The sequence below is a fragment of the Pseudonocardia nantongensis genome, from assembly GCF_046546495.1.
Classification (GTDB): domain Bacteria; phylum Actinomycetota; class Actinomycetes; order Mycobacteriales; family Pseudonocardiaceae; genus Pseudonocardia; species Pseudonocardia nantongensis.
This window is the reverse complement of the sequence record NZ_JBKGXT010000030.1, coordinates 17,601-36,344: the sequence shown is the minus strand read 5'-3', so window position 1 is coordinate 36,344 and position 18,744 is coordinate 17,601. Positions and strand designations below refer to the sequence as shown.

Annotated in this window: 18 protein-coding genes; 9 read left to right on the top strand and 9 right to left on the bottom strand. The window is 73.6% G+C overall.

Annotation, left to right across the window (positions count from 1 at the left end; translation table 11 throughout):
- Positions 1–20 precede the first annotated feature (20 nt).
- A complete protein-coding gene (locus ACLFMI_RS24930; RefSeq protein WP_410950390.1) occupies positions 21–935 on the top strand; it encodes an acyl-CoA thioesterase in 915 nt (304 codons plus the stop codon).
- Entirely contained in the window at positions 932–1,642 is a 711-nt protein-coding gene (locus ACLFMI_RS24925; RefSeq protein WP_410950389.1) for a dienelactone hydrolase family protein, read from the top strand. Before ACLFMI_RS24930 ends, ACLFMI_RS24925 begins: the two co-directional genes overlap by 4 nt.
- 18 nt (positions 1,643–1,660) lie before the next feature.
- On the opposite strand, the gene ACLFMI_RS24920 is transcribed toward ACLFMI_RS24925, so the two are convergent.
- Together ACLFMI_RS24920 and ACLFMI_RS24915 are read right to left on the bottom strand one after the other, a co-directional pair.
- The gene (locus ACLFMI_RS24920) at positions 1,661–2,674 is read right to left on the bottom strand and encodes a TIGR03617 family F420-dependent LLM class oxidoreductase (RefSeq protein ID WP_410950388.1); all 1,014 of its coding nucleotides are present in this window, start codon (positions 2,672–2,674) and stop codon (positions 1,661–1,663) included.
- A gap of 40 nt (positions 2,675–2,714) precedes the next feature.
- The gene (locus tag ACLFMI_RS24915; RefSeq protein ID WP_410950387.1) at positions 2,715–4,700 is read right to left on the bottom strand and encodes an oxidoreductase; all 1,986 of its coding nucleotides are present in this window, start codon (positions 4,698–4,700) and stop codon (positions 2,715–2,717) included.
- Positions 4,701–4,775: 75 nt separating this feature from the next.
- Between ACLFMI_RS24915 and ACLFMI_RS24910 the strand changes: the two genes are divergently transcribed.
- The 4 genes from ACLFMI_RS24910 to ACLFMI_RS24895 all read left to right on the top strand — a co-directional run bounded on the left by ACLFMI_RS24910 (position 4,776) and on the right by ACLFMI_RS24895 (position 8,171).
- Positions 4,776–6,092: an O-acetylhomoserine aminocarboxypropyltransferase/cysteine synthase family protein gene (locus tag ACLFMI_RS24910; protein WP_410950386.1), complete on the top strand. Its 1,317-nt coding sequence runs from the start codon at positions 4,776–4,778 to the stop codon at positions 6,090–6,092.
- The gene (locus tag ACLFMI_RS24905; protein ID WP_410950385.1) at positions 6,092–6,589 is read left to right on the top strand and encodes a CoA-binding protein; all 498 of its coding nucleotides are present in this window, start codon (positions 6,092–6,094) and stop codon (positions 6,587–6,589) included. The genes ACLFMI_RS24910 and ACLFMI_RS24905 overlap by 1 nt, the downstream gene beginning before the upstream one ends.
- Positions 6,590–6,765: 176 nt before the next feature.
- On the top strand, positions 6,766–8,031 hold the full coding sequence (locus ACLFMI_RS24900) for an FAD-binding oxidoreductase (protein WP_410950384.1): 1,266 nt from the start codon (positions 6,766–6,768) through the stop codon (positions 8,029–8,031).
- 5 nt (positions 8,032–8,036) lie between these two features.
- Positions 8,037–8,171 (top strand): BBE domain-containing protein, encoded by a 135-nt coding sequence (locus ACLFMI_RS24895; protein WP_410950419.1) that lies wholly within the window; start codon positions 8,037–8,039, stop codon positions 8,169–8,171.
- 125 nt (positions 8,172–8,296) lie between these two features.
- Here ACLFMI_RS24895 and ACLFMI_RS24890 read toward each other — a convergent pair whose 3' ends face one another.
- The 4 genes from ACLFMI_RS24890 to ACLFMI_RS24875 form a co-directional block, all read right to left on the bottom strand.
- Positions 8,297–8,761: a hypothetical protein gene (locus ACLFMI_RS24890; protein WP_410950383.1), complete on the bottom strand. Its 465-nt coding sequence runs from the start codon at positions 8,759–8,761 to the stop codon at positions 8,297–8,299.
- 102 nt (positions 8,762–8,863) lie between these two features.
- Positions 8,864–9,286 carry an MmcQ/YjbR family DNA-binding protein gene (locus ACLFMI_RS24885; RefSeq protein ID WP_410950382.1) on the bottom strand — a complete coding sequence of 141 codons (423 nt, stop codon included), beginning with the start codon at positions 9,284–9,286 and terminating at the stop codon, positions 8,864–8,866.
- 60 nt (positions 9,287–9,346) lie between these two features.
- Positions 9,347–9,775: a type II toxin-antitoxin system VapC family toxin gene (gene vapC, locus ACLFMI_RS24880; RefSeq protein WP_410950381.1), complete on the bottom strand. Its 429-nt coding sequence runs from the start codon at positions 9,773–9,775 to the stop codon at positions 9,347–9,349.
- Complete coding sequence (locus ACLFMI_RS24875) at positions 9,776–9,985, bottom strand: type II toxin-antitoxin system VapB family antitoxin (RefSeq protein WP_410950380.1); 210 nt, start codon at positions 9,983–9,985, stop codon at positions 9,776–9,778.
- Positions 9,986–10,106: 121 nt separating this feature from the next.
- Between ACLFMI_RS24875 and ACLFMI_RS24870 the strand changes: the two genes are divergently transcribed.
- Together ACLFMI_RS24870 and ACLFMI_RS24865 are read left to right on the top strand one after the other, a co-directional pair.
- Positions 10,107–11,093 carry a malate dehydrogenase gene (locus tag ACLFMI_RS24870; RefSeq protein ID WP_410950379.1) on the top strand — a complete coding sequence of 329 codons (987 nt, stop codon included), beginning with the start codon at positions 10,107–10,109 and terminating at the stop codon, positions 11,091–11,093.
- A 91-nt stretch (positions 11,094–11,184) separates the two neighbouring features.
- Positions 11,185–11,745 (top strand): Uma2 family endonuclease, encoded by a 561-nt coding sequence (locus tag ACLFMI_RS24865; RefSeq protein WP_410950378.1) that lies wholly within the window; start codon positions 11,185–11,187, stop codon positions 11,743–11,745.
- 13 nt (positions 11,746–11,758) lie between these two features.
- Here the strand turns inward: ACLFMI_RS24865 and treZ are convergent, their stop codons facing one another.
- On the bottom strand, positions 11,759–13,516 hold the full coding sequence (treZ, locus tag ACLFMI_RS24860) for a malto-oligosyltrehalose trehalohydrolase (RefSeq protein WP_410950377.1): 1,758 nt from the start codon (positions 13,514–13,516) through the stop codon (positions 11,759–11,761).
- 96 nt (positions 13,517–13,612) lie between these two features.
- On the opposite strand from treZ, the gene ACLFMI_RS24855 reads away from it, so the two are divergent.
- Positions 13,613–14,023, top strand: a complete 411-nt coding sequence (locus ACLFMI_RS24855) for a DUF5709 domain-containing protein (protein WP_410950376.1) — start codon at positions 13,613–13,615, stop codon at positions 14,021–14,023.
- Between the two features lie 20 nt (positions 14,024–14,043).
- Here the strand turns inward: ACLFMI_RS24855 and treY are convergent, their stop codons facing one another.
- Together treY and glgX are read right to left on the bottom strand one after the other, a co-directional pair.
- Positions 14,044–16,473, bottom strand: coding sequence for a malto-oligosyltrehalose synthase (gene treY / locus ACLFMI_RS24850; protein ID WP_410950375.1), 2,430 nt, complete (start codon positions 16,471–16,473; stop codon positions 14,044–14,046).
- An 11-nt stretch (positions 16,474–16,484) separates the two neighbouring features.
- Positions 16,485–18,650 carry a glycogen debranching protein GlgX gene (gene glgX, locus ACLFMI_RS24845; RefSeq protein ID WP_410950418.1) on the bottom strand — a complete coding sequence of 722 codons (2,166 nt, stop codon included), beginning with the start codon at positions 18,648–18,650 and terminating at the stop codon, positions 16,485–16,487.
- Positions 18,651–18,744 lie beyond the last annotated feature (94 nt).

Here is an 18,744-nt window from a genome sequence, read left to right as displayed (position 1 = left end):
GACTGGCAGACTCACCGCCCGTGAGTGCCGACCCCGTCCCCGCCCCGGAGAGCGCCGCCGACGGCAAGCCACGCGGCCAGGCCGTCCTCGACGACCTGGTCGCCCTGCTGGACCTGGAGCGGCTCGAGGACAACCTGTTCCGCGGGGTGAGCCCGCCGGAGTCGCTGCCCCGGGTGTTCGGCGGCCAGGTCGCCGGGCAGGCGCTGGTCGCCGCCGGCCGGACCGTGCCGGAGGACCGGGGCGTGCACTCGCTGCACGCGTACTTCATCCGGCCCGGGGACCCGCGGATCCCGATCGTCTACGAGACCGAGCGGGTCCGCGACGGCCGCTCCTTCACCACCCGCCGAGTGCTCGCCATCCAGCGCGGCGAGGCGATCTTCTCGCTGTCCGCGTCGTTCCAGCTCCCGCAGGAGGGGCTGGTGCACTCCGAGCCGATGCCGCCGGGCGTCCCCGCGCCGGACGAGATCGACGACCTCGGCACCCGCGCCCTGCGCGGTGACGGCGACTGGATGGCCGACCTGCCCCGCCCGCTGGACATCCGGCTGATCGACGAGCCGATCGGGTCGCCGCACCGCACCACGGCCTCCGACGAGCCGATGCGGCTCTGGATGCGCGCCGACGGCACCCTGCCCGGGGACCGGCTGCTGCACGTCTGCCTGCTCACCTACGCCAGCGACCTCACCCTGCTCGGTTCCGTGGTGGCCCGGCACGACCCCCCGTCCGGGAGGCTGCAGATGGCCAGCCTGGACCACGCCATGTGGTTCCACGGGCCGTTCCGTGCCGACGAGTGGCTGCTGTACTCGTGCCGGTCGCCCGCGGCGTCCGGTGGGCGCGGCCTTGCCGGGGGACAGTTCTTCACCGCCGACGGCCAGCACGTCGCGACGACCATGCAGGAGGGCCTGGTCCGGGTCCCCTCCCGGAAGGAGACCCGATGACGATCGAGGCGGACGTCGCGATCCCCAGCGTCAACGGCGGCACGCTACCCGGCTTCCTCGCCCGCCCGGAGGGCGACGGCCCGCACCCCGCGCTGGTGATGATCTACGAGGCGTTCGGGATGACGGCGGAGATGCGCCGGATCGCCCGCGAGCTGGCTCGCGAGGGCTACACGGTGCTGATCCCGGACCTGTTCGCCCGCGGCCGGGCGACGCCGCTGTGCGTGGCCTCGACCATGCGCACGATGCTCACCGGGAAGGGGGCGGCGCTGGGCGACTGCGAGTCGGCGCGGCGCTGGCTGGCCGGACAGCCCACGGTGGACGCCGACCGGATCGGTGCGATCGGGTTCTGCATGGGCGGCGGGTTCGCGCTGCTGCTCGGCGCGACCGGGCTCTACCGGGTCAGCGTGCCGTTCTACGGTCGCGCCGCGGCCTCGGTGCAGCCGGTCTGCCCGGTGGTGGCCAGCTTCGGGGCCCGGGACCTGGAGTTCCGCGACGGCTACCCGGAACGCCTGGAGGCCGACCTCGCCGAGCGCGGCGTCCCGCACGACGTGCGGACCTACCCCGACGCCGGGCACTCGTTCATGACCCGCACGCCGGGGACGAAGGGTGCGCTCGCGAAGCGGTCACCGCTGCACGCCGAGTACCACGAGCCGTCCGCCACCGACGCCACCCGGCGGGTGCTGACGTTCCTGCGCGAGCACCTGTGAGCACGGCCCGGGCTCCGCTCAGCCCGGTCCGTGCTCCGCGCGGTCCTCGGCACCGCGCAGCGCCGTCACCAGGTCGGCGAACCGCTCCGGCGGCGGGAGCTCGCCGGGCAGGGTGAACCGCAGCCGGTCCGCCGAGCCGCCCCAGCGCTCGCGCAGGCCCGCGGCGACGCCGGCCGGGTCACCAGTGGCGCACATCGCGTCCACCAGCTCGTCGTCGACGAGGCCCGCCATGTCATCCCACCGGCCCTGTTTGGACAGCCGGTTCAGCTCGTCCTGCAGCGGGCCGCGGTCGTGCTGCTCCAGCACCGGGCGGTAGGCCGGGGTGGAGCCGTAGAACGCGATCCGCCGGCGGACCTGCGCCAGGTCGGCGTCGTCGAACGCGACGAACGGCGAGAGCGCGATCTCCAGCGGCGCCGCGCCTGCGGGGCGGTGCGCGCGCACCTGCGGCAGGACCACCTCGCGCAGGTAGCGGGCGGTGCAGAACGGGTGCACGAACAGGCCGTCGGCGACCTCGGCGGCCACTCGCAGCATGTGCGGGCCGACCGCGGCGAGGAACACCGCCGGCGGGCCGTGCGGGTTCGACGGCGGGGTGAACGCCGGCGTCATCAGCGAGTGCTCGTAGAACTCGCCGCGGTGCGCCAGCGGCTCCCCGGTCTCCCAGGTCCGCCAGATCGCCCGCAGCGCCGTCACGAACTCGCGCATCCGCGCTGCCGGGCGCGACCACGGCATCGAGAACCGCCGGGTCACGTGCGGGCGGACCTGGCTGCCCAGGCCCAGCACCAGCCGTCCGCCGGAGAAGCGTTGCAGGTCCCAGGCCGGGTAGGCGACCGTCATCGGGGTGCGGGCGAACGCGATCGCCACCGACGGGCCGATCCGGATCCGCGACGAGTGCTCGGCGGCCAGCGCGAGCGGCAGGAACGCGTCGGCCCGGTTCTCGCCGTTCCAGGCGCCGTCGAAGCCGATCTCCTCGCAGACCCGGATGTCGCGGGCCGCGGCGTCGAGGGAGTCCCGCAGCCGGGCGTCGAGCCTCATCCGGTGGGCCCGGGGCGCGGCCCGCGCGGCCGTTCGTCGATCATGCCGCTGACGGTAGCCACCCCTCGCTCCGCTCGTCGAGCGTGCGGGCCAGCGCCCACGCCTGGCGGGTGGCGGCGGCGATCCCGCGCGGCGCGTAGGCGTCGCCGAGCAGGTGCAGCCCGCCGGCCCGGCCGGACAGTTCCCGGTGCAGCGCGTCGTCGGCGACCGTCCCGCAGGCCAGCACCACCGTGTCGACGCCCTCGAGCACCCGCTCCCGGCCGCTGTAGGTGTGCGCGACCCGGACCCCGCCGGGCACGGTCCCGGTGAGCCGGGTCATCGGTTCCGTCCGGGCGCCGCACTCGTCGAGGCGGGCCAGCAGCGAGCCGTTCGAGTAACGGCCCAGGTCCGGCGACGGCGCGGGGGAGCCGTGCACCAGGCGCACCTCGTGCCCGGCGCCGGCGAGGTGGTCGGCGAGGACCAGCGGTACCCCGGAGTCGTCCTCGGCGACGACCACGACCCGCCGGCCCGGGACGGCCGACCCGGCGAGCACGTCCTCGGCCCGGACCAGCGGCGGGCCCTCCGGTACGGCGCCGGCCGCACCATCCGGGAGCCGCGGCCCGGCCCCGGTGGCCAGCGCGACGACGTCGGCGCCGGCGTCGAGCACGGTGCCCGCGTCGGCCGCGGTGCCGGTCTGCACCCGCACCCCCAGCTCGTCGAGCCGCCGTCGCTGCCAGTCGAGCCACAGCCGGTAACGCCGGTTCGCCCGGGCCCGGGCGGCGAGCGCGAGCCGGCCGCCCAGCTCGTCCGCCCGCTCCAGCAGCCGCACCCGGTGCCCGCGCCGCGCGGCCTGCGCGGCGAACTCGGTCCCGGCCGGGCCGCCGCCGACGACCAGCACCGAGGACGGTCTCGTGGCCGGGTCCGGCGGCGCGAGGTGCTCGTGGCCGGCGTCCGGGTTGACCCCGCAGGCGAACGGCAGCCCGGCACCGGTGACCCGGTCGATGCAGTCGTTGAGCACGATGCAGGGGCGGGTCCGTTCCGGGGCCCCGGCCCGGGCGTCGGCGAGCAGGTCCGGGTCGGCGATCGCCGCGCGGACCACGCCGACCAGGTCGGCCTGGCCGGCGGCGACGATCCGGTCGGCGGTGGCGACGTCCGGCACCCGGCCGACGTAGCCCACCGGGAGCGGGGTCGCGGCGGTGGCCGCGGCCGCGTCGGCGGCCCACTCCGCGTCGTCGTGCACGGCGGTGGGGACGTAGCTGGGCGCGCCCCAGTTGCTGCCGACGTCGACCGAGAAGTAGTCGGCGGCACCGTCGGCGGTGAGCGACTCGATCATCGCGCAGCAGTCGGCGGCCCCGTAGCCGCCCTCGATGCGCTCGTCGAGGGTGAGTCGCAGGCCGAGCACGAGCGGGCCGGGCACCCGGGCCCGGATCGCCGCGCACACCTCGCGGAGCAGCCGCAGCCTGCGGTCCGCCGACCCGCCCCACTCGTCGGTGCGCCGGTTGGTGCGCGGCGACAGGAACCACTGCAGCAGGTCGTCGTGCCCGGCGTGCAGCTCGACGACGTCCGCGCCGGCGTCCACCGCGAGCGCGGCCGACTCGGCGTACTCGGCGACCAGCCAGGCGATCTCCTCGCCGCTGAGCACGTGCCCGGCGGCGTGCGCGACGTGCCCGGACAGCGTCGCCGAGGGCACCAGCGGCAGGCCGCCCTGCAGCACCAGCTGGACGGTCGCGACCCCGCCTGCGGCGTGGATCCGCCGGGACAGCTCGCCCTGGCGTTCGGCGTAGCGGGAGTGCCGGAACAGGCCCGCGGTGTGCGCGCCGACCCCGGCGGACTCGAACCCGGGGACGAGCGGGTGCCGGACGTAGCCGGGGCCGCCGCCGACCCAGCCGATCCCGCCGCGGACCCGGGCCAGCCAGTAGGCACAGTGCTTCTCGAACTGCTCGGGGGAGCCGAGCAGCGAACCGCGCCCGCCGCCGTGGGGCGGGACGAACAGGCGGTGCGGGCGGAGCAGGCCGCCCACCCGGACCGGGTCGTGCACCGAGGCCATCCGGACACCTCCCAACCGTTTGGTGGAGTGATCTGGAACCGTACCGCGCGTCGCGGCCGGACCGAAGGGGGCAGGATGGGTGAGGTGAGCGAGAGCCAGCAGCAGGATCGGGCCTGGGGCTTCCGTACCCGGGCGGTGCACGCCGGCACGGTGCCGGACGCGGCCACCGGATCGCGGGCGGTCCCGATCCACCAGACCACCAGCTACGTCTTCCGGGACACCGACGACGCGGCGGCGCTGTTCGCGTTGCAGAAGTACGGGCTGATCTACTCCCGGATCGCGAACCCGACGGTCTCCTCGCTGGAGGAGCGCCTGGCCAGCCTGGAGGGCGGCATCGGCGCGGTCTGCACGGCCAGCGGCCAGGCCGCCGAGTTCCTGACCTTCGCCGCGCTGGCCGGGGCGGGGGACCACGTGGTCGCCGCGGCCGGGCTCTACGGCGGCACGATCACCCAGCTCGACGTGACGTTGCGCCGGTTCGGGGTGGACACCACGTTCGTGCCCGGGACCGATCCCGCCGACTACGCCGCCGCGATCACCGAGCAGACGAAGTTCGTGTTCGCCGAGGTGGTGTCCAACCCCGGCGGCGAGGTCGCCGACATCGCCGGGCTGGCCGAGGTCGCGCACGCCCGCGGGCTGCCGCTGATCATCGACGCGACGCTGGCTACACCGTACCTGTGCCGGCCGTTCGAGCACGGTGCCGACATCGTGATCCACTCGGTGACGAAGTTCCTCGGCGGGCACGGGACCACCCTCGGCGGCGTCGTGATCGAGGCCGGCACGTTCGACTGGGGCAACGGCAACTTCCCCGGCATGACCGAGCCGGTGCCGTCCTACGGCGGGCTGAGCTGGTGGGGCAACTTCCAGGAGCTGGGGTTCCTCACCAAGCTGCGCGCCGAGCAGCTGCGCGACGTCGGCGCCACGCTGTCGGCGCACTCGGCGTTCCTGCTGATGCAGGGCGTGGAGACGCTGCCGGGCCGGATGGACCAGCACGTCGCGAACGCGCAGCGGGTCGCCGAGTGGCTGGAGGCCGACGAGCGGGTGGCCTACGTGCGCTACCCCGGGCTGGCCTCGCACCCGCACCACGAGCGGGCGCGGCGCTACCTGCCCCAGGGCCCGGGCGCAGTGTTCTCGTTCGGCATAGCCGGTAGCCGGACGGCCGGCTCCCGGTTCATCGAGTCGGTGCGGATGTGCAGCCACCTGGCCAATGTCGGCGACGCCCGGACCCTGGTGCTGCACCCCGGCTCGACGACCCACCAGCAGCTCACCCCTGCCCAGCTCGAGCAGGCCGGGGTGCCCGAGGACCTGATCCGGCTCTCGGTCGGCCTGGAGGATCCGGACGACATCATCTGGGATCTCGACCAGGCCCTCGCGGCCGCGACGAAGGAGGGCTGATGACCGCCACCGGAGCCACCACCTGGGAGAACCCGCCCGCCTGGCAGCGTCAGCAGATCCTCCGCGACACGACGACGGTCGCGGTGGTCGGTGCGTCGGCGAACCCGGCGCGGGCCAGCAACTTCGTCGCCACCTACCTGCTGGCCTCCACCGGTTTCGAGGTGTACTTCGTCAACCCGAACGCCGACGAGATCCTCGGCCGGCCGGTCTACCCGTCGCTGGACGCGCTTCCGGTGGTGCCGGACCTGGTCGACGTGTTCCGGAAGCCGGAGGACCTCGGCAGCGTCCTCGACGACGTCCTCGCGCTGGACCCCCGTCCGCGGACGTTCTGGCTGCAGTTCGGCCTGTTCGACGCCGATCTGGCCGCTCGCGCGGAGGCCGGCGGCATGGAGGTCGTGATGGACCGCTGCCTCAAGGTCGAGCACGCGCGGTTCGCAGGCGGGCTGCATCTGGCCGGGTTCAACACCGGGGTGATCGACTCCCGTCGCCGGGACTGATCCGGTAGCCCGCGCACCGGTGGTACGGGGCTGCGCCGTCCGGCCCACCGTGGCTCGCGGCGCGTCGTCAACCGTGGCGAAATCCCGGGGTTGCCCCGTGACACGGTCGTCGCGCGGCGCCACGGTGGGCCGACCGCGGCGGGGGACGAACCTCCGCCCCCGGCCGGGAGGCCACCATGACCGCCACCGTCGACCACACCGGGGACCTGCGCGCACGGCTGTACGGCACCGTCGTCGTCCCGGGGGAGCCCGGTTACGACGAGGCCCGCCGGGTCTGGAACGCCGCGATCGGCGACCGCCCGGCGCTGGTGGCGCAGTGCGCCGACGTGCCGGACGTGGTCGTCGCCCTCGGGTACGCCCGCGAGCACGGGCTGGAGGTCTCGGTGCGCGGCGGGGCACACAACGCGGCCGGGTTCTCGGCCGGGAACGACACCCTGGTGATCGACCTCCGGGCGCTGAACGCGGTCGTCGTCGATCCGGTGGCCCGGCGGGTGCGGGTCGGCGGCGGGGCGTTGCTGCGGGAGCTGGACGCCGCCACCCAGGAGCACGGGCTCGCCGTACCGGTCGGCGAGATCGGGCACACCGGCATCGGCGGGATCACCCTCGGGGGTGGGATGGGGTGGCTGACCCGGCGCTGCGGGCTGACGATCGACCACCTGCTCGCCGCGGAGGTCGTGCTGGCCGACGGCCGGGTCGTGCGGGCGTCGGCGGACGAGCATCCCGACCTGTTCTGGGCGCTGCGCGGTGGCGGGGGCAACTTCGGGATCGTCACCGAGTTCGACTTCTCGCTGGTCCCGGTCGGCCCGATGATCTCGTTCGGGATGTTCTTCTTCGGTCTCGACGACGGGCCCGCGGTGCTGCGGCTGGCTCGGGACCTGATCCCCGGCCTGCCTCCGACGGTCGGGTTCCAGATCGTCGCGCTGAACGCCCCACCCGCCCCCTTCGTCCCCGAGGACGTGGTGTTCCGGCCCGGCTGGGCACTCGTGGTGATCGGCACCATCGGTGCGCAGCCGGACCACGACGCCGAGGCGGTGCAGGACCGGATCCGCGCCGCCGACCTCGATCCGCTGTTCGAGTTCTGCACGCCGATGCCCTTCACCGCGCTGCAGCAGATGTTCGACGAGGCGAGCGACTGGGGCGTGCACTGCTACGAGAAGGGCGGCTACCTGCCCGGGCTCACCGACGCGGCGATCGAGGTGCTGAGCACACAGGTGGCGCGCAAGGTCTCGCCGATGACGGTGGTGCACCTCTACACCCTCGACGGTGCGTACTCGGCCGTGGACGACGACGCCACCGCGTTCGGCGGCGGCCGCAGCCCCCGGCTGGGGATGTTCCTGGTCGGGCTGTCCCCGGACGCCGCGGGCCTGCCGGCGGAGCGGGACTGGGTGCGGGGGACACACGCCGCGCTGGCGCCGCACTTGTTCGGGCCGGCGTCTACGTGAACTCGATGATGGGCGACGACTCCGGCCGCATCCGCGCCACCTACGGCGACGAGAAGTACGAGCGGCTCGCGGCGATCAAGGCGTGCTACGACCCGGACAACGTGCTGCACCGCAACGCCAACATCGCCCCGGCCGGCTGACCCGGCCGTTGCTCGGGCACCCCGTATCCCGGTGTGTCCCGAGGGGCACCCTCGTCTCTGCCGGTGCCCCGAGGGTGCCCCTCGGGCGTGGCAGCGGTGTCCCGGGGCGCGGGGGAGCCGGAGCGTCACCAGCCGAGGAGGCCGACGGCGATGGCGTGCAGCACCCAGAACGGGGCGAACGCCAGCGCGACCAGCAGCCCGGGGCCGGGGGCGCCGCGCCGTGCCGGGATGGTGAGCGCGGCAACCGTCAGCACCCACGGCAGCGCCAGCGCGAGCAGCCGCAGCGGCCAGGACGGCACCCCGGTGACCAGCGCGAGCAGCAGCGCGACCGCCACCCAGCCCGCGGACGCGGCCGCGCAACGGGGCAGCACCGTGGCGAGGCCCGGCCGTCCGGGACGCCGGTCGGACACCGCGGCGCGCTCCGGCTCGGTGCCCGGCGGGTACGGCGGGGCGCCGGGCATCGGGGCGTGCGGCGGGAACCGCTCCGGCTCGAACCCGGAGTAGCCGGGCGCGCCCTGCCAGGACGGCGGACGACCGCCGGGTGCGTCGCCCGGGTCGGGCCGGGGTCCGGGATCGTCGTGCTCGCTCACGGTGTCCTCCCTTCCCGGCCCCGCCGGGACGCGCGGTCCTCCGCCGACCCTGCTCGGGTCCACGGCGATCCGCAGCCCGGGACCTCGGGAGCAGCGCGGCCGCTACCCGGGCGGATGCTCGGCCAGCCAGGCATCCCGCCGGCGGGGCGAGGCCCGGGCGAGCCAGGCGTCCTGCACGATCTCCGCCAGCTCGTCGCGTCCCAGCTCACCGAGCCGGGACGCGCGCACCAGCACCGAGAGGTGGCCGTCGAAGTGCGCGGTCGTGAAGAACGGCGTGCTCCGGTCCTGGACCAGCGCCAGCTTGTCGGCCTCGGACTCCACCCAGAACACGATCACGTCCGGATGGCGCTCGCCGGTCTCCGGGTCGGTGGCGTCCGGCCGCGGGGTGCGGAAGAAGACGAACGACTTCCGCCCGACCTGGTAGACCGCGTTGCCCTTCGGCCCGCGCTCGACGGTCACGTGCGGCATGCCGAGGGCCAGTGCGTGCACGTCCTCGACGCGGGCCGGTCGCGGCTGCACAGCCATGACGGCAGGGTAGGCGCTCGGGACGGACGATGTGCCAGACGACGTCCGGTACGGCGAGCGTCAGCGCAACGACACGACACACAGGTCGGGCAGGACCTCGGCCAGTTCATCGAAGTCCCGGTCCCGGTGCACCAGGACGGCGCCGGTCCGCACCGCCACCGCGGCGATCACGCAGTCGAGGAGCTTGCGAACCGTGCGACCGCCGGTCCGTGCCGAGCGGTAGGCCGTCGCAGCCGTGTGGAAGTCGACCATCGGTGTGAGGGACAGCTGGCGCAGTCCCGACGTCAGCGTCGCCAGCTTGTCGAATACGGCGGCGTCGGAGGCGCCGGCAAGCAACTCCATGATCACGGGTTCGGTTGTCGCGACCCGTTCCGGTTCGGTCCGCAGGAGCCGCCGCACCTCCGCGTTCGCCGGCGAGCCGGTGGCGCGCAGGTACTCGATCCAGGCCGAGGAATCGACCAGGTACGGCACGTCGTACGCGTCGGGCACCTAGATCTCGGCCACGTCGGAGCTGCGAGCCGTGTCGAGGTCACCGTCCCAGCCGATGCCCTCCAGGCCGGCGAGGAAATCCGGCGACAAGCGCGGCCCCACCAGCCGACGTAAGGCCAGGTCGACGGCCTCCCGCTTGGTACGCAGGGCGTAGCGGTGCATCACCTCGGCGACGAGCTCCTCGTCCAGCTCGATATTGGTGCGTGCCATACACCAACGATACACCAGCGGTCGGTGCCGGGGGCCCTGCTGCTGTGCTTCGCACCACCTGGAGCGATCCGTGTGCTCCCCGTCGCGGCGCGTTCCGGGCGAGCGGGCTAGGGTCCGCGACGTGTCTGCTACCCCCGTTTCCGTCACCGTCACCGGAGCCGCTGGCCAGATCGGTTACGCGCTGCTCTTCCGGATCGCCTCCGGGCAGCTGCTGGGGCCCGACACCCCGGTCAAGCTGAACCTGCTGGAGATCCCGCAGGCCGTGAAGGCGGCCGAGGGCACCGCGATGGAGCTCGACGACTGCGCGTTCCCGCTGCTGCGCGGCATCGACATCCACGACGACGCCACCGCCGCGTTCTCCGGCGCGAACGTCGCGCTGCTGGTCGGCGCCCGCCCCCGCACCAAGGGCATGGAGCGTGGCGACCTGCTCGAGGCCAACGGCGGCATCTTCGGCCCGCAGGGCAAGGCCATCAACGCCGGTGCCGCGAGCGACATCCGCGTGCTGGCCGTGGGCAACCCGGCCAACACCAACTCCCTGATCGCCCAGGCCTCCGCGCCGGACGTGCCGGCCGAGCGGTTCACCGCGATGACCCGGCTCGACCACAACCGCGCGCTGGCCCAGCTGGCCAAGAAGCTGGACGTCGAGCTGGACGAGATCACGAAGCTCACGATCTGGGGCAACCACTCCGCCACCCAGTACCCGGACCTGTTCCACGCCGAGGTGAACGGCAAGACCGCCGCCGAGCAGGTCGAGCGGGACTGGCTGGAGAACGACTTCATCCCGACCGTCGCCAAGCGCGGCGCCGCGATCATCGAGGCCCGGGGCGCGTCCTCGGCCGCGTCGGCCGCGAACGCCGCGATCGACCACGTCCACGACTGGGTCAACGGCACCCCGGCCGGCGACTGGACCTCGGCGGCGATCCCGTCGGACGGCTCCTACGGCGTGCCGGAAGGCATCATCTCCTCGTTCCCGGTCACCTCGGAGAACGGCTCCTGGAAGATCGTCCAGGGCCTGGAGATCGACGACTTCTCCCGCGGCAAGATCGACGCGAGCGTCGCCGAGCTGGTCGAGGAGCGCGAGGCGGTGCAGAAGCTCGGCCTCATCTGAGCCTCCGCAGCACCCTGCCGGCCGCGATCACTCCTGGCGAGTGGTCGCGGCCGCGTAGTATCCGGCCGACGAACCCGCGGGGAGGTCGGCGATGGCGGCACCACATCAGTACGAGCCGCGTACGGCCGCCGACCTGCGGTTCGAACCGGACGACGGCCTGCGTCGTGAGCTGCACGACGGGGTGGTGCACGTGGTCCCTCCACCGAGCGACGATCACGCGTGGCGGACGGGCGTCGTCTGCGACGTGCTCCGAGCCAGCGCTCCCGACGATGTCTATCTCCTGCAGAACGTGGGGGTGCACACCGGACTGCGGCGCCTCTACGTGCCGGACCTGACCGTCGTGTACCAGGGCACCCCGTACCACGACTTCGGCTACGACCCGGGCGGTGTGCTCCTGGTGGTCGAGGTGGTGTCGCCGTCGTCGGTGACCCTCGACCGTCGCGCCAAGCCGGGTGTCTACGCCGAGCAGGGGGTCCCGTTCTTCTGGCGGGTCGACGACGGGCCGCGGCTGCAGGCCTTCCGCCTGGATCCGGCGAGCGGGGAGTACGTCCCGGCCACGGACCTGGGCCCGCGCGAGAGCGGTGAGGCCGCGGCACCGTGGCCGGTGCACGTCGACACCGCCGAGCTGGTCATGCCGCACAAGCGGCCCTGACCCTCGCGGCCGGTCAGATCGCGATGCGGCAGATGGCGAACGCCTCGGCGGGGACGGTGAACGAGTCGTCGTCGCTGCGGGTCGGCTCGGACGCCAGCAGGATCCGGGTGATCGTCGCGCCGAGCGAGAGCGTCACCGGCTCGGCGCCGAGGTTGACCACGATCCGCATCGAGCCGCGGGCGATCACCAGCGTGCGGGCCTGCTCGTGCACGTCGACACCGACGGCGTCCAGCCACGGGTCGGACAGCTCCGGCCAGGCCCGGCGCAGCGCGATCAGCTCCTGGTGCATCCGCAGCAGGGTGGCGTGCGGCTCCTGCTCCGGCTCGGACCAGTCCAGCGTGGAGTCGGTGAAGGTCGACGCCGCATTCGGGTCCGGAACCTCGTCGGCGTCCGACCAGCCGTGCTCGGCGAACTCGCTGCGCCGCCCGTCGCGGACCGCCTGCTGCAGCGCCGGGTCGTCGAACCGGGAGAAGAACTGCCACGGTGTCCGCGCGCCCCACTCGTCGCCCATGAACAGCATCGGGGTGAAGCCCGACGTGAACAGCAGCGCCGCGCCGCAGGCCAGCAGACCGGGGGAGAGCGTCTGGGTGAGCCGGTCGCCGGTGGCCCGGTTCCCGATCTGGTCGTGGTTCTGCAGGTAGGTGACCAGCCGGCTGCCCGGGATCCGCGCGGTGTCGAGCGGCGCCCCGTGACTGCGCCCGCGGAACGACGACCAGGTCCCCTCGTGCAGGAACCCGCGGGTCAGCACGTGCGCCAGCCCGTTCAGCCCGGCCTCGGCGAAGTCGCCGTAGTAGCCCTGGTCCTCGCCGGTGAGCACCGCGTGCAGTGCGTGGTGCACGTCGTCGCACCACTGGGCGGTCAGGCCGTACCCGCCGCCCTCCCGGGCGGTGATCAGCTTCGGGTCGTTGAGGTCGGACTCGGCGATCAGCGACAGCGGCCGCCCGACGTGGCACTCCAGCGCGGCGACCTCGACGGCCAGCTGCTCGAGGACGTGCTGGGCGCGGGTGTCGCGCAGCGCGTGCACCGCGTCGATCCGCAGCCCGTCGACGTGGAAGTCGCGCAGCCACATCAGCGCGTTGTCGATCACGTAGCGGCGGACCTCGTCCGATCCGGGGCCGTCCAGGTTCAGTGACGGCCCCCAGATGTTCGAGCCGGCGAAGTACGGGCCGTACCGGTCCAGATAGGCCCCCGACGGGCCCAGGTGGTTGTAGACGACGTCGAGGACGACGCCCAGGCCGCGAGCGTGCGCGGCGTCGACGAACCGCTTGAACGCGTCCGGGCCGCCGTAGTTCCCGGTCACCGCGTACCAGCCGACGCCGTCGTAGCCCCAGTTCACCGGGCCGTCGACGGCGTTGATCGGCAGTAGCTCGATCAGGTCGATCCCGAGCGAGACCAGGTGGTCGAGCCGGCCGATGGCGGCGTCGAAGGTGCCCTCGTCGGTGACCGTCCCGATGTGGCACTCGTAGAGCACCGAGCCGGCCAGGGTGCGGCCGGTCCAGGCGTCGTCGGTCCACCAGAACGCGTCGTGGTCGTAGACCCGGGAACGGCCGTGCACGCCGCGCGGCTGCCAGCGCGACCGCGGGTCGGGCAGTGCCCCCTCCCACCCGCCCGACTCGTCGTCGAGCAGGAAGGCGTAATCGGTGCCGTGCCCGTGGTCGGGCAGCTCGGCGCGCCACCAGCCGCCCGGGGCCGGCTGCAGCGGCACCCGGTCGTCGCCGATCACGACGCTGACCCGGTTCCGGTCGGGGGCCCATACGGCGAACTCCGTCACGGCTGACGATCCTTCCGCACCGTCCGGGGGGTCCGCCCGCCCGGGCCGGGGTGGCGACTCTCACGCTCGGGCGCCCACCCGTTCTACCCTGCCCCGATGAGCGATTCGGATGCCGACGACGACGTCGACCAATACGCGCAGCTCCAGCCCGGGGACACCCTGGAGTACGGGGGTGTCACCGACGTCCTCGACGAGGGCTACTCACCGCCGGAGCGGCCGTGGAACTGCCGCGATCACGAGTCCCTCGCCGATCGCCTCGCCGACGAGCTCCCGGAGAGCTGGGGCGACGACGACCCCGACGGCGACGGCGACGACGGGCTCGGCGACACCCGCGGCACCGACGGCGAGCTGCGCGACGACGAGGTGGGGGACACCAGAGCCGGCCGGCTCACCGTCGACGGCGGCGCCGCGGCCCTGGCCGCGGGCGACGCCGGTGTGGACGGCGCCGGAGCCTCCGCCGAGGAGGCCGCCGTCCACGTGATCCCCGCCCGCGCAGTGGAGCCCTGACGCAGGGAAGGGCGGGAGGGTCAGGTCGGGCGGACCAGGAGGGCTACGGGGCAGCGGTCCAGGAGGTCCGCCAGGCGCGGCGCAGCACTGCCGACCGGGCGGTTCGCGATCATGTCGTGCCAGTCGGTGGCCCCGTCGGGCAGCGGCAGCGCCGTGTCGGCCCAGCCGCCGCGCCGGTCCAGGCCCTCCGGCAGCCGGGTGGCCACGGCGACCAGCGCGCCACCACCCCGGGAGAAGGCCACGGCGTGCTCGGCGGCCGGGCCCTGGGCGGGCAGCGGCCGGTACCCGGTGAACAGCTCCGGGCGGTACCGGCGCAGCCGGGCCGCAGCGGCGGTGACCAGCAGCTTCGCGCCGCCCTCGGCGTCCACCGGGGGCTGCAGGCCGGCGTCGATCCGCTCCAGCAGCCGGTCCCGCTCGGCGATGTCGACCGGGCGCCGGTTGTCCGGGTCGACCAGCGAGTACTCGAACAGCTCGGTGCCCTGGTAGATGTCCGGCACGCCCGGACCGGCCAGCTGCAGCAGCTTCTGGCCCAGCGAGTTCGACCGGCCCGGGCCGGCGATCCCGTCGACGAACGCCCCGATCTCGGCGACCAGCTCGGGGTCGGCGAGCACCGCGGCCGGCCAGGCGGCGACCGCCTCGTCGATCTCGGCGACGGCAGCGCGGTCGGCGGTGTGGCTGGTGACCAGCTTGGCCTCCTTCGAGGCCTTGCCCAGGTAGCCGGCCAGCCGCTCGGCGGAGATCGGCCAGGCACCGACCAGCGTCTGCCAGGCCAGCAGCTCCAGCGACCGGTCCGGCAGCGGGTGGCGCACCGACCAGCGGCGTACCCGCTCGGTCCAGTCGGCCGGGCGCTCGGCGAGCACCGCGAGCCGGGCCCGCACGTCCTCCGAGCGCTTGGTGTCGTGCGTGGACAGCGTGGTCATCGTCCGGGGCCAGGCGGCCTCCCGGTGCGCGAGCCCGGCATGGAACGCGGCGGGGGAGACACCGAACCGGGCCGGGTCGCCGCCCACCTCGTTCAGCGCGACGAACCGGTTGTACCGGTAGAAGGCGGTGTCCTCGACGCCCTTGGCCGTCACCATCCCGGAGGTCTGCTGCAGCCGGGTGGCGAACTCCGAGGCCGGGTCGTTGACCAGCGCGGCGTGCAGCCCGGTGAGCACCGCGGCCAGGTCCGGGCGGCGGGTGCGGGCGACCGACAGCGCGGTGTCCGCCGAGTCCCGGCCCTCCGGCGCGTCCGGGGTGAGGTATGAGCGGTAGACCGGGAACCCGCAGAGCAGCTCGGCGACCGCGTCGTGCAGGTCCTCGGCGGTGACGCCGGACAGCTCGACCCCGGTCCCGACGGCGTCGGCGCCGGGACCGGCCCGGAAGGCGTCGGCGATCCGGTGCACCTCGGCGAGGAGGACCTCCCGGGCCACCAGGTGCCGGCCGTCGTCCTCCACGGCGTGCGCGGAGGGCTTGTGCCCGGTGTGCTCGGCGGCGAACTGGGTGAGCAGCCCGGCGCCGTCCGGGTCGACGAACACGCCCCCGATCTCGCGCAGCGCGTCGTAGCCGGTGCTGCCGTCCACCGGCCAGGACGCGGGCAGGTCCTCGCCGCCGAGAGGAGCGCCAGCGGAACGAGCATCAACACTGCCGAGGATCTTCTCCACCAGCAGCCAGCGGTCCTCGCCGATCCCGGCGCGCAGCCGGCGCAGGTAGCCGCCCGGGTCGGCCAGGCCGTCCGGATGGTCCACCCGCAGCCCGACGACCGTGTCGTCGCCGTGCAGCAGGTCCAGCACGGTGCGGTGCGTGTCGGCGAAGACCTCCGGGTCCTCGACCCGCACCGCGGCCAGGTCGGAGACGTCGAAGAACCGCCGGTAGGTCAGCTCGGCCGCGCCGCGCCGCCACGACACCAGCCGGTAGTGCTGCCGGTCGTGCACCTCCTGCGCGGTGCCCTCGCCCGTTCCGGGCGCCATCGGGAAACGGTGCTCGTGGTAGTGGAGCTCGTCACCCACGACCGAGAGCTTCTCCAGCGCTCCCGCCTCGTCGGCGTCGAGCACCGGCAGCAGCAGCCGTCCGGCGCCCCAGTCGATGTCGAAGTGCCGCGCGTACGCCGACGCCTCGCCGTGCGTCAGGACGTCCCACCACCACGGGTTCTCCGCCGCCCGCGCGATGCCGACGTGGTTCGGCACGATGTCGATCAGCAGGTTCAGGCCGTGCTCGCGCAACGTCCCGAGCAGGGCCCGCAGCCCGTCCTCACCGCCACGCTCGGCCGAGATCCGGGTCGGGTCGACGACGTCGTAGCCGTGGTTCGAGCCGGTGCCCGACGCCAGCAGCGGCGACGCGTACAGCGCGCCGATGCCGAGCCGGTCCAGGTAGCCGGTGATCGCCTGCGCGTCGGCGAACGTGCGGTCGGCCGAGAGCTGCAGCCGGTAGGTGGAGCCGGGGAGACGGGTGCGCGGTGCGGGCGGCGTGGACATCGGGGAGCGGGTCAGCCCTTCGATCGCAGGACGAGCAGGGAGCGTGCGGGCAGGGTGAGCACCGAGCCGGCCGACACCGGATCGAGCTCGACCCCGTTCTGCCCGGCGGCACTCGGCGGGTGCACCTGGCCCGAGTGGGTGTCCACGACGACCTCCCACGCCGACCCGAACTCCTCCGGCGGCAGGGTGGCGTCGATGTCCTCCCAGTAGGAGTTGAAACAGAGCAGGAACGAGTCGTCGGTGATCCGCTGGCCGCGCTGGTCGACGTCGGCGATGCCCTCGCCGTTGAGGAACACCACGACGGCCCGGCCGAGGTCGTTGTCCCAGTCCTCCTCGGTCATCTCGCGCCCGGCCGGGGTGAACCAGCCGATGTCGGAGAGCGCGTCCTTGCGGCGCCGCCCGATCGGACGCCCGGCGAAGAACCGGCGACGCCGGAACACCGGGTGGGCGGCCCGCAGCGCCGCGACGCCCGCGGTGAAGCCGGTCAGGTCCTCGTGCTCGCCGGCGAGCTTCCAGTCCAGCCAGGAGATCTCGTTGTCCTGGCAGTAGACGTTGTTGTTGCCGCCCTGGGTGCGACCCATCTCGTCGCCGTGCAGGAGCATCGGGGTGCCCTGCGAGAACAGCAGGGTGGCCAGGAAGTTGCGCTGCTGGCGGGCCCGCAGCTCCAGCACCGCCTCGTCGTCGGTCGTGCCCTCGACGCCGCAGTTCCAGGACCGGTTGTGGCTCTCGCCGTCGTTGCCGTCCTCGCCGTTGGCCTCGTTGTGCTTCTCGTTGTAGGAGACGAGGTCGGCCAGGGTGAAACCGTCGTGCGCGGTCACGAAGTTGATCGAGGCCAGCGGCCGCCGGCCGTCGCCCTGGTAGAGGTCCGAGCTGCCGGTGATCCGGGACGCGAACTCGCCCAGGGTGCCGGCCTCGCCGCGCCAGAAGTCCCGGACGGTGTCCCGGTACTTGCCGTTCCATTCGGTCCACAGCGGCGGGAAGTTGCCGACCTGGTAGCCACCCGGGCCGACGTCCCACGGCTCGGCGATCAGCTTGACCTGCGAGATCACCGGATCCTGCTGGACCAGGTCGAAGAACGTGGACAGCCGGTCGACGTCGTAGAACTCGCGGGCCAGGGTGGAGGCGAGGTCGAACCGGAACCCGTCGACGTGCATCTCGGTCACCCAGTACCGCAGCGAGTCCATGATCAGCTGCAGGGTGTGCGGGTTCCGGACGTTCAGCGAGTTCCCGGTGCCGGTGTAGTCCATGTAGTAGCGGGGGTCGTCGTCGACCAGCCGGTAGTAGGCGTGGTTGTCGATCCCGCGGAAGGACAGCGTCGGGCCCATGTCCGAGCCCTCGGCGGTGTGGTTGTAGACGACGTCGAGGATCACCTCGATGCCCGCGGCGTGCAGCTCGCGGACCATCGCCTTGAACTCCGGCACCTGCGACCCGGCGCGGACCGCCCCGGAAGAGTAGCCGTGGTACGGGGCCAGGAAGCCGATCGTGTTGTAGCCCCAGTAGTTCGACAGGCCCTTGTCGATCAGGTGGTGGTCCTGCACGAACTCGTGCACCGGCATCAGCTCCACCGCGGTGACGCCGAGCTGCTTGTAGTGCTCGATCATCGCCGGGTGCGCGACGCCGGAGTAGGTGCCGCGCAGCTCCTCCTCGACGTCCGGGTGCCGGACCGTCAGCCCGCGCACGTGCGCCTCGTAAACGACGGTCTCGTTGTACGGGATCTTCGGCGGGCGGTCCGAGCCCCAGTCGAAGTAGGGGTTCACCACCACCGACTTCGGCACGTACGGCGCCGAGTCGGTGTCGTTGCGCGAGTCGGCGTCGCCGAAGTGGTAGCCGAACACGGCCTCGTCCCAGTCCACCGGCCCGTCCAGGGCCTTGGCGTAGGGATCGGTCAGCAGCTTGTTCGGGTTGCACCGCAGGCCCTCGGCCGGCTCGTAGGGCCCGTGCACCCGGTAGCCGTAGCGCTGGCCCGGTTCGATGTTCGGCAGGTAGCCGTGGTGCACGAACCCGTCGACCTCGCTCAGCGTCACCCGGGTCTCGGCCAGGCCGTCCGGGGCGTCCGGGTCCGGATCGAACAGGCACAGCTCGACCCGCTCGGCGACCTCGGAGAACAGCGTGAAGTTGGTGCCGGTGCCGTCGTAGCTGGCACCCAGCGGGTACGCGTGCCCGGGCCAGGGCTGCATGCTCACTGTCCTCTCCTCGCGACCCGGCCACCGGCCGCGTGCGCGCTCAACCTATCTCCGGCGGGCGCCGTTGCCGCATGTACCGCGGGATGCC

What these genes read in the sequence shown, in the direction of transcription:
- ACLFMI_RS24925 (WP_410950389.1), top strand. Translation starts at nt 932, where the DNA reads ATGACGATCGAGGCGGACGTCGCGATCCCCAGCGTCAACGGCGGCACG.
- ACLFMI_RS24920 (WP_410950388.1), bottom strand. Translation starts at nt 2,674, where the DNA reads ATGAGGCTCGACGCCCGGCTGCGGGACTCCCTCGACGCCGCGGCCCGC.
- ACLFMI_RS24915 (WP_410950387.1), bottom strand. Translation starts at nt 4,700, where the DNA reads ATGGCCTCGGTGCACGACCCGGTCCGGGTGGGCGGCCTGCTCCGCCCG.
- ACLFMI_RS24910 (WP_410950386.1), top strand. Translation starts at nt 4,776, where the DNA reads ATGGGTGAGGTGAGCGAGAGCCAGCAGCAGGATCGGGCCTGGGGCTTC.
- ACLFMI_RS24905 (WP_410950385.1), top strand. Translation starts at nt 6,092, where the DNA reads ATGACCGCCACCGGAGCCACCACCTGGGAGAACCCGCCCGCCTGGCAG.
- ACLFMI_RS24900 (WP_410950384.1), top strand. Translation starts at nt 6,766, where the DNA reads ATGACCGCCACCGTCGACCACACCGGGGACCTGCGCGCACGGCTGTAC.
- ACLFMI_RS24895 (WP_410950419.1), top strand. Translation starts at nt 8,037, where the DNA reads ATGATGGGCGACGACTCCGGCCGCATCCGCGCCACCTACGGCGACGAG.
- ACLFMI_RS24885 (WP_410950382.1), bottom strand. Translation starts at nt 9,286, where the DNA reads ATGGCTGTGCAGCCGCGACCGGCCCGCGTCGAGGACGTGCACGCACTG.
- ACLFMI_RS24875 (WP_410950380.1), bottom strand. Translation starts at nt 9,985, where the DNA reads ATGGCACGCACCAATATCGAGCTGGACGAGGAGCTCGTCGCCGAGGTG.
- ACLFMI_RS24865 (WP_410950378.1), top strand. Translation starts at nt 11,185, where the DNA reads ATGGCGGCACCACATCAGTACGAGCCGCGTACGGCCGCCGACCTGCGG.
- ACLFMI_RS24855 (WP_410950376.1), top strand. Translation starts at nt 13,613, where the DNA reads ATGAGCGATTCGGATGCCGACGACGACGTCGACCAATACGCGCAGCTC.
- treY (WP_410950375.1), bottom strand. Translation starts at nt 16,473, where the DNA reads ATGTCCACGCCGCCCGCACCGCGCACCCGTCTCCCCGGCTCCACCTAC.
- glgX (WP_410950418.1), bottom strand. Translation starts at nt 18,650, where the DNA reads ATGCAGCCCTGGCCCGGGCACGCGTACCCGCTGGGTGCCAGCTACGAC.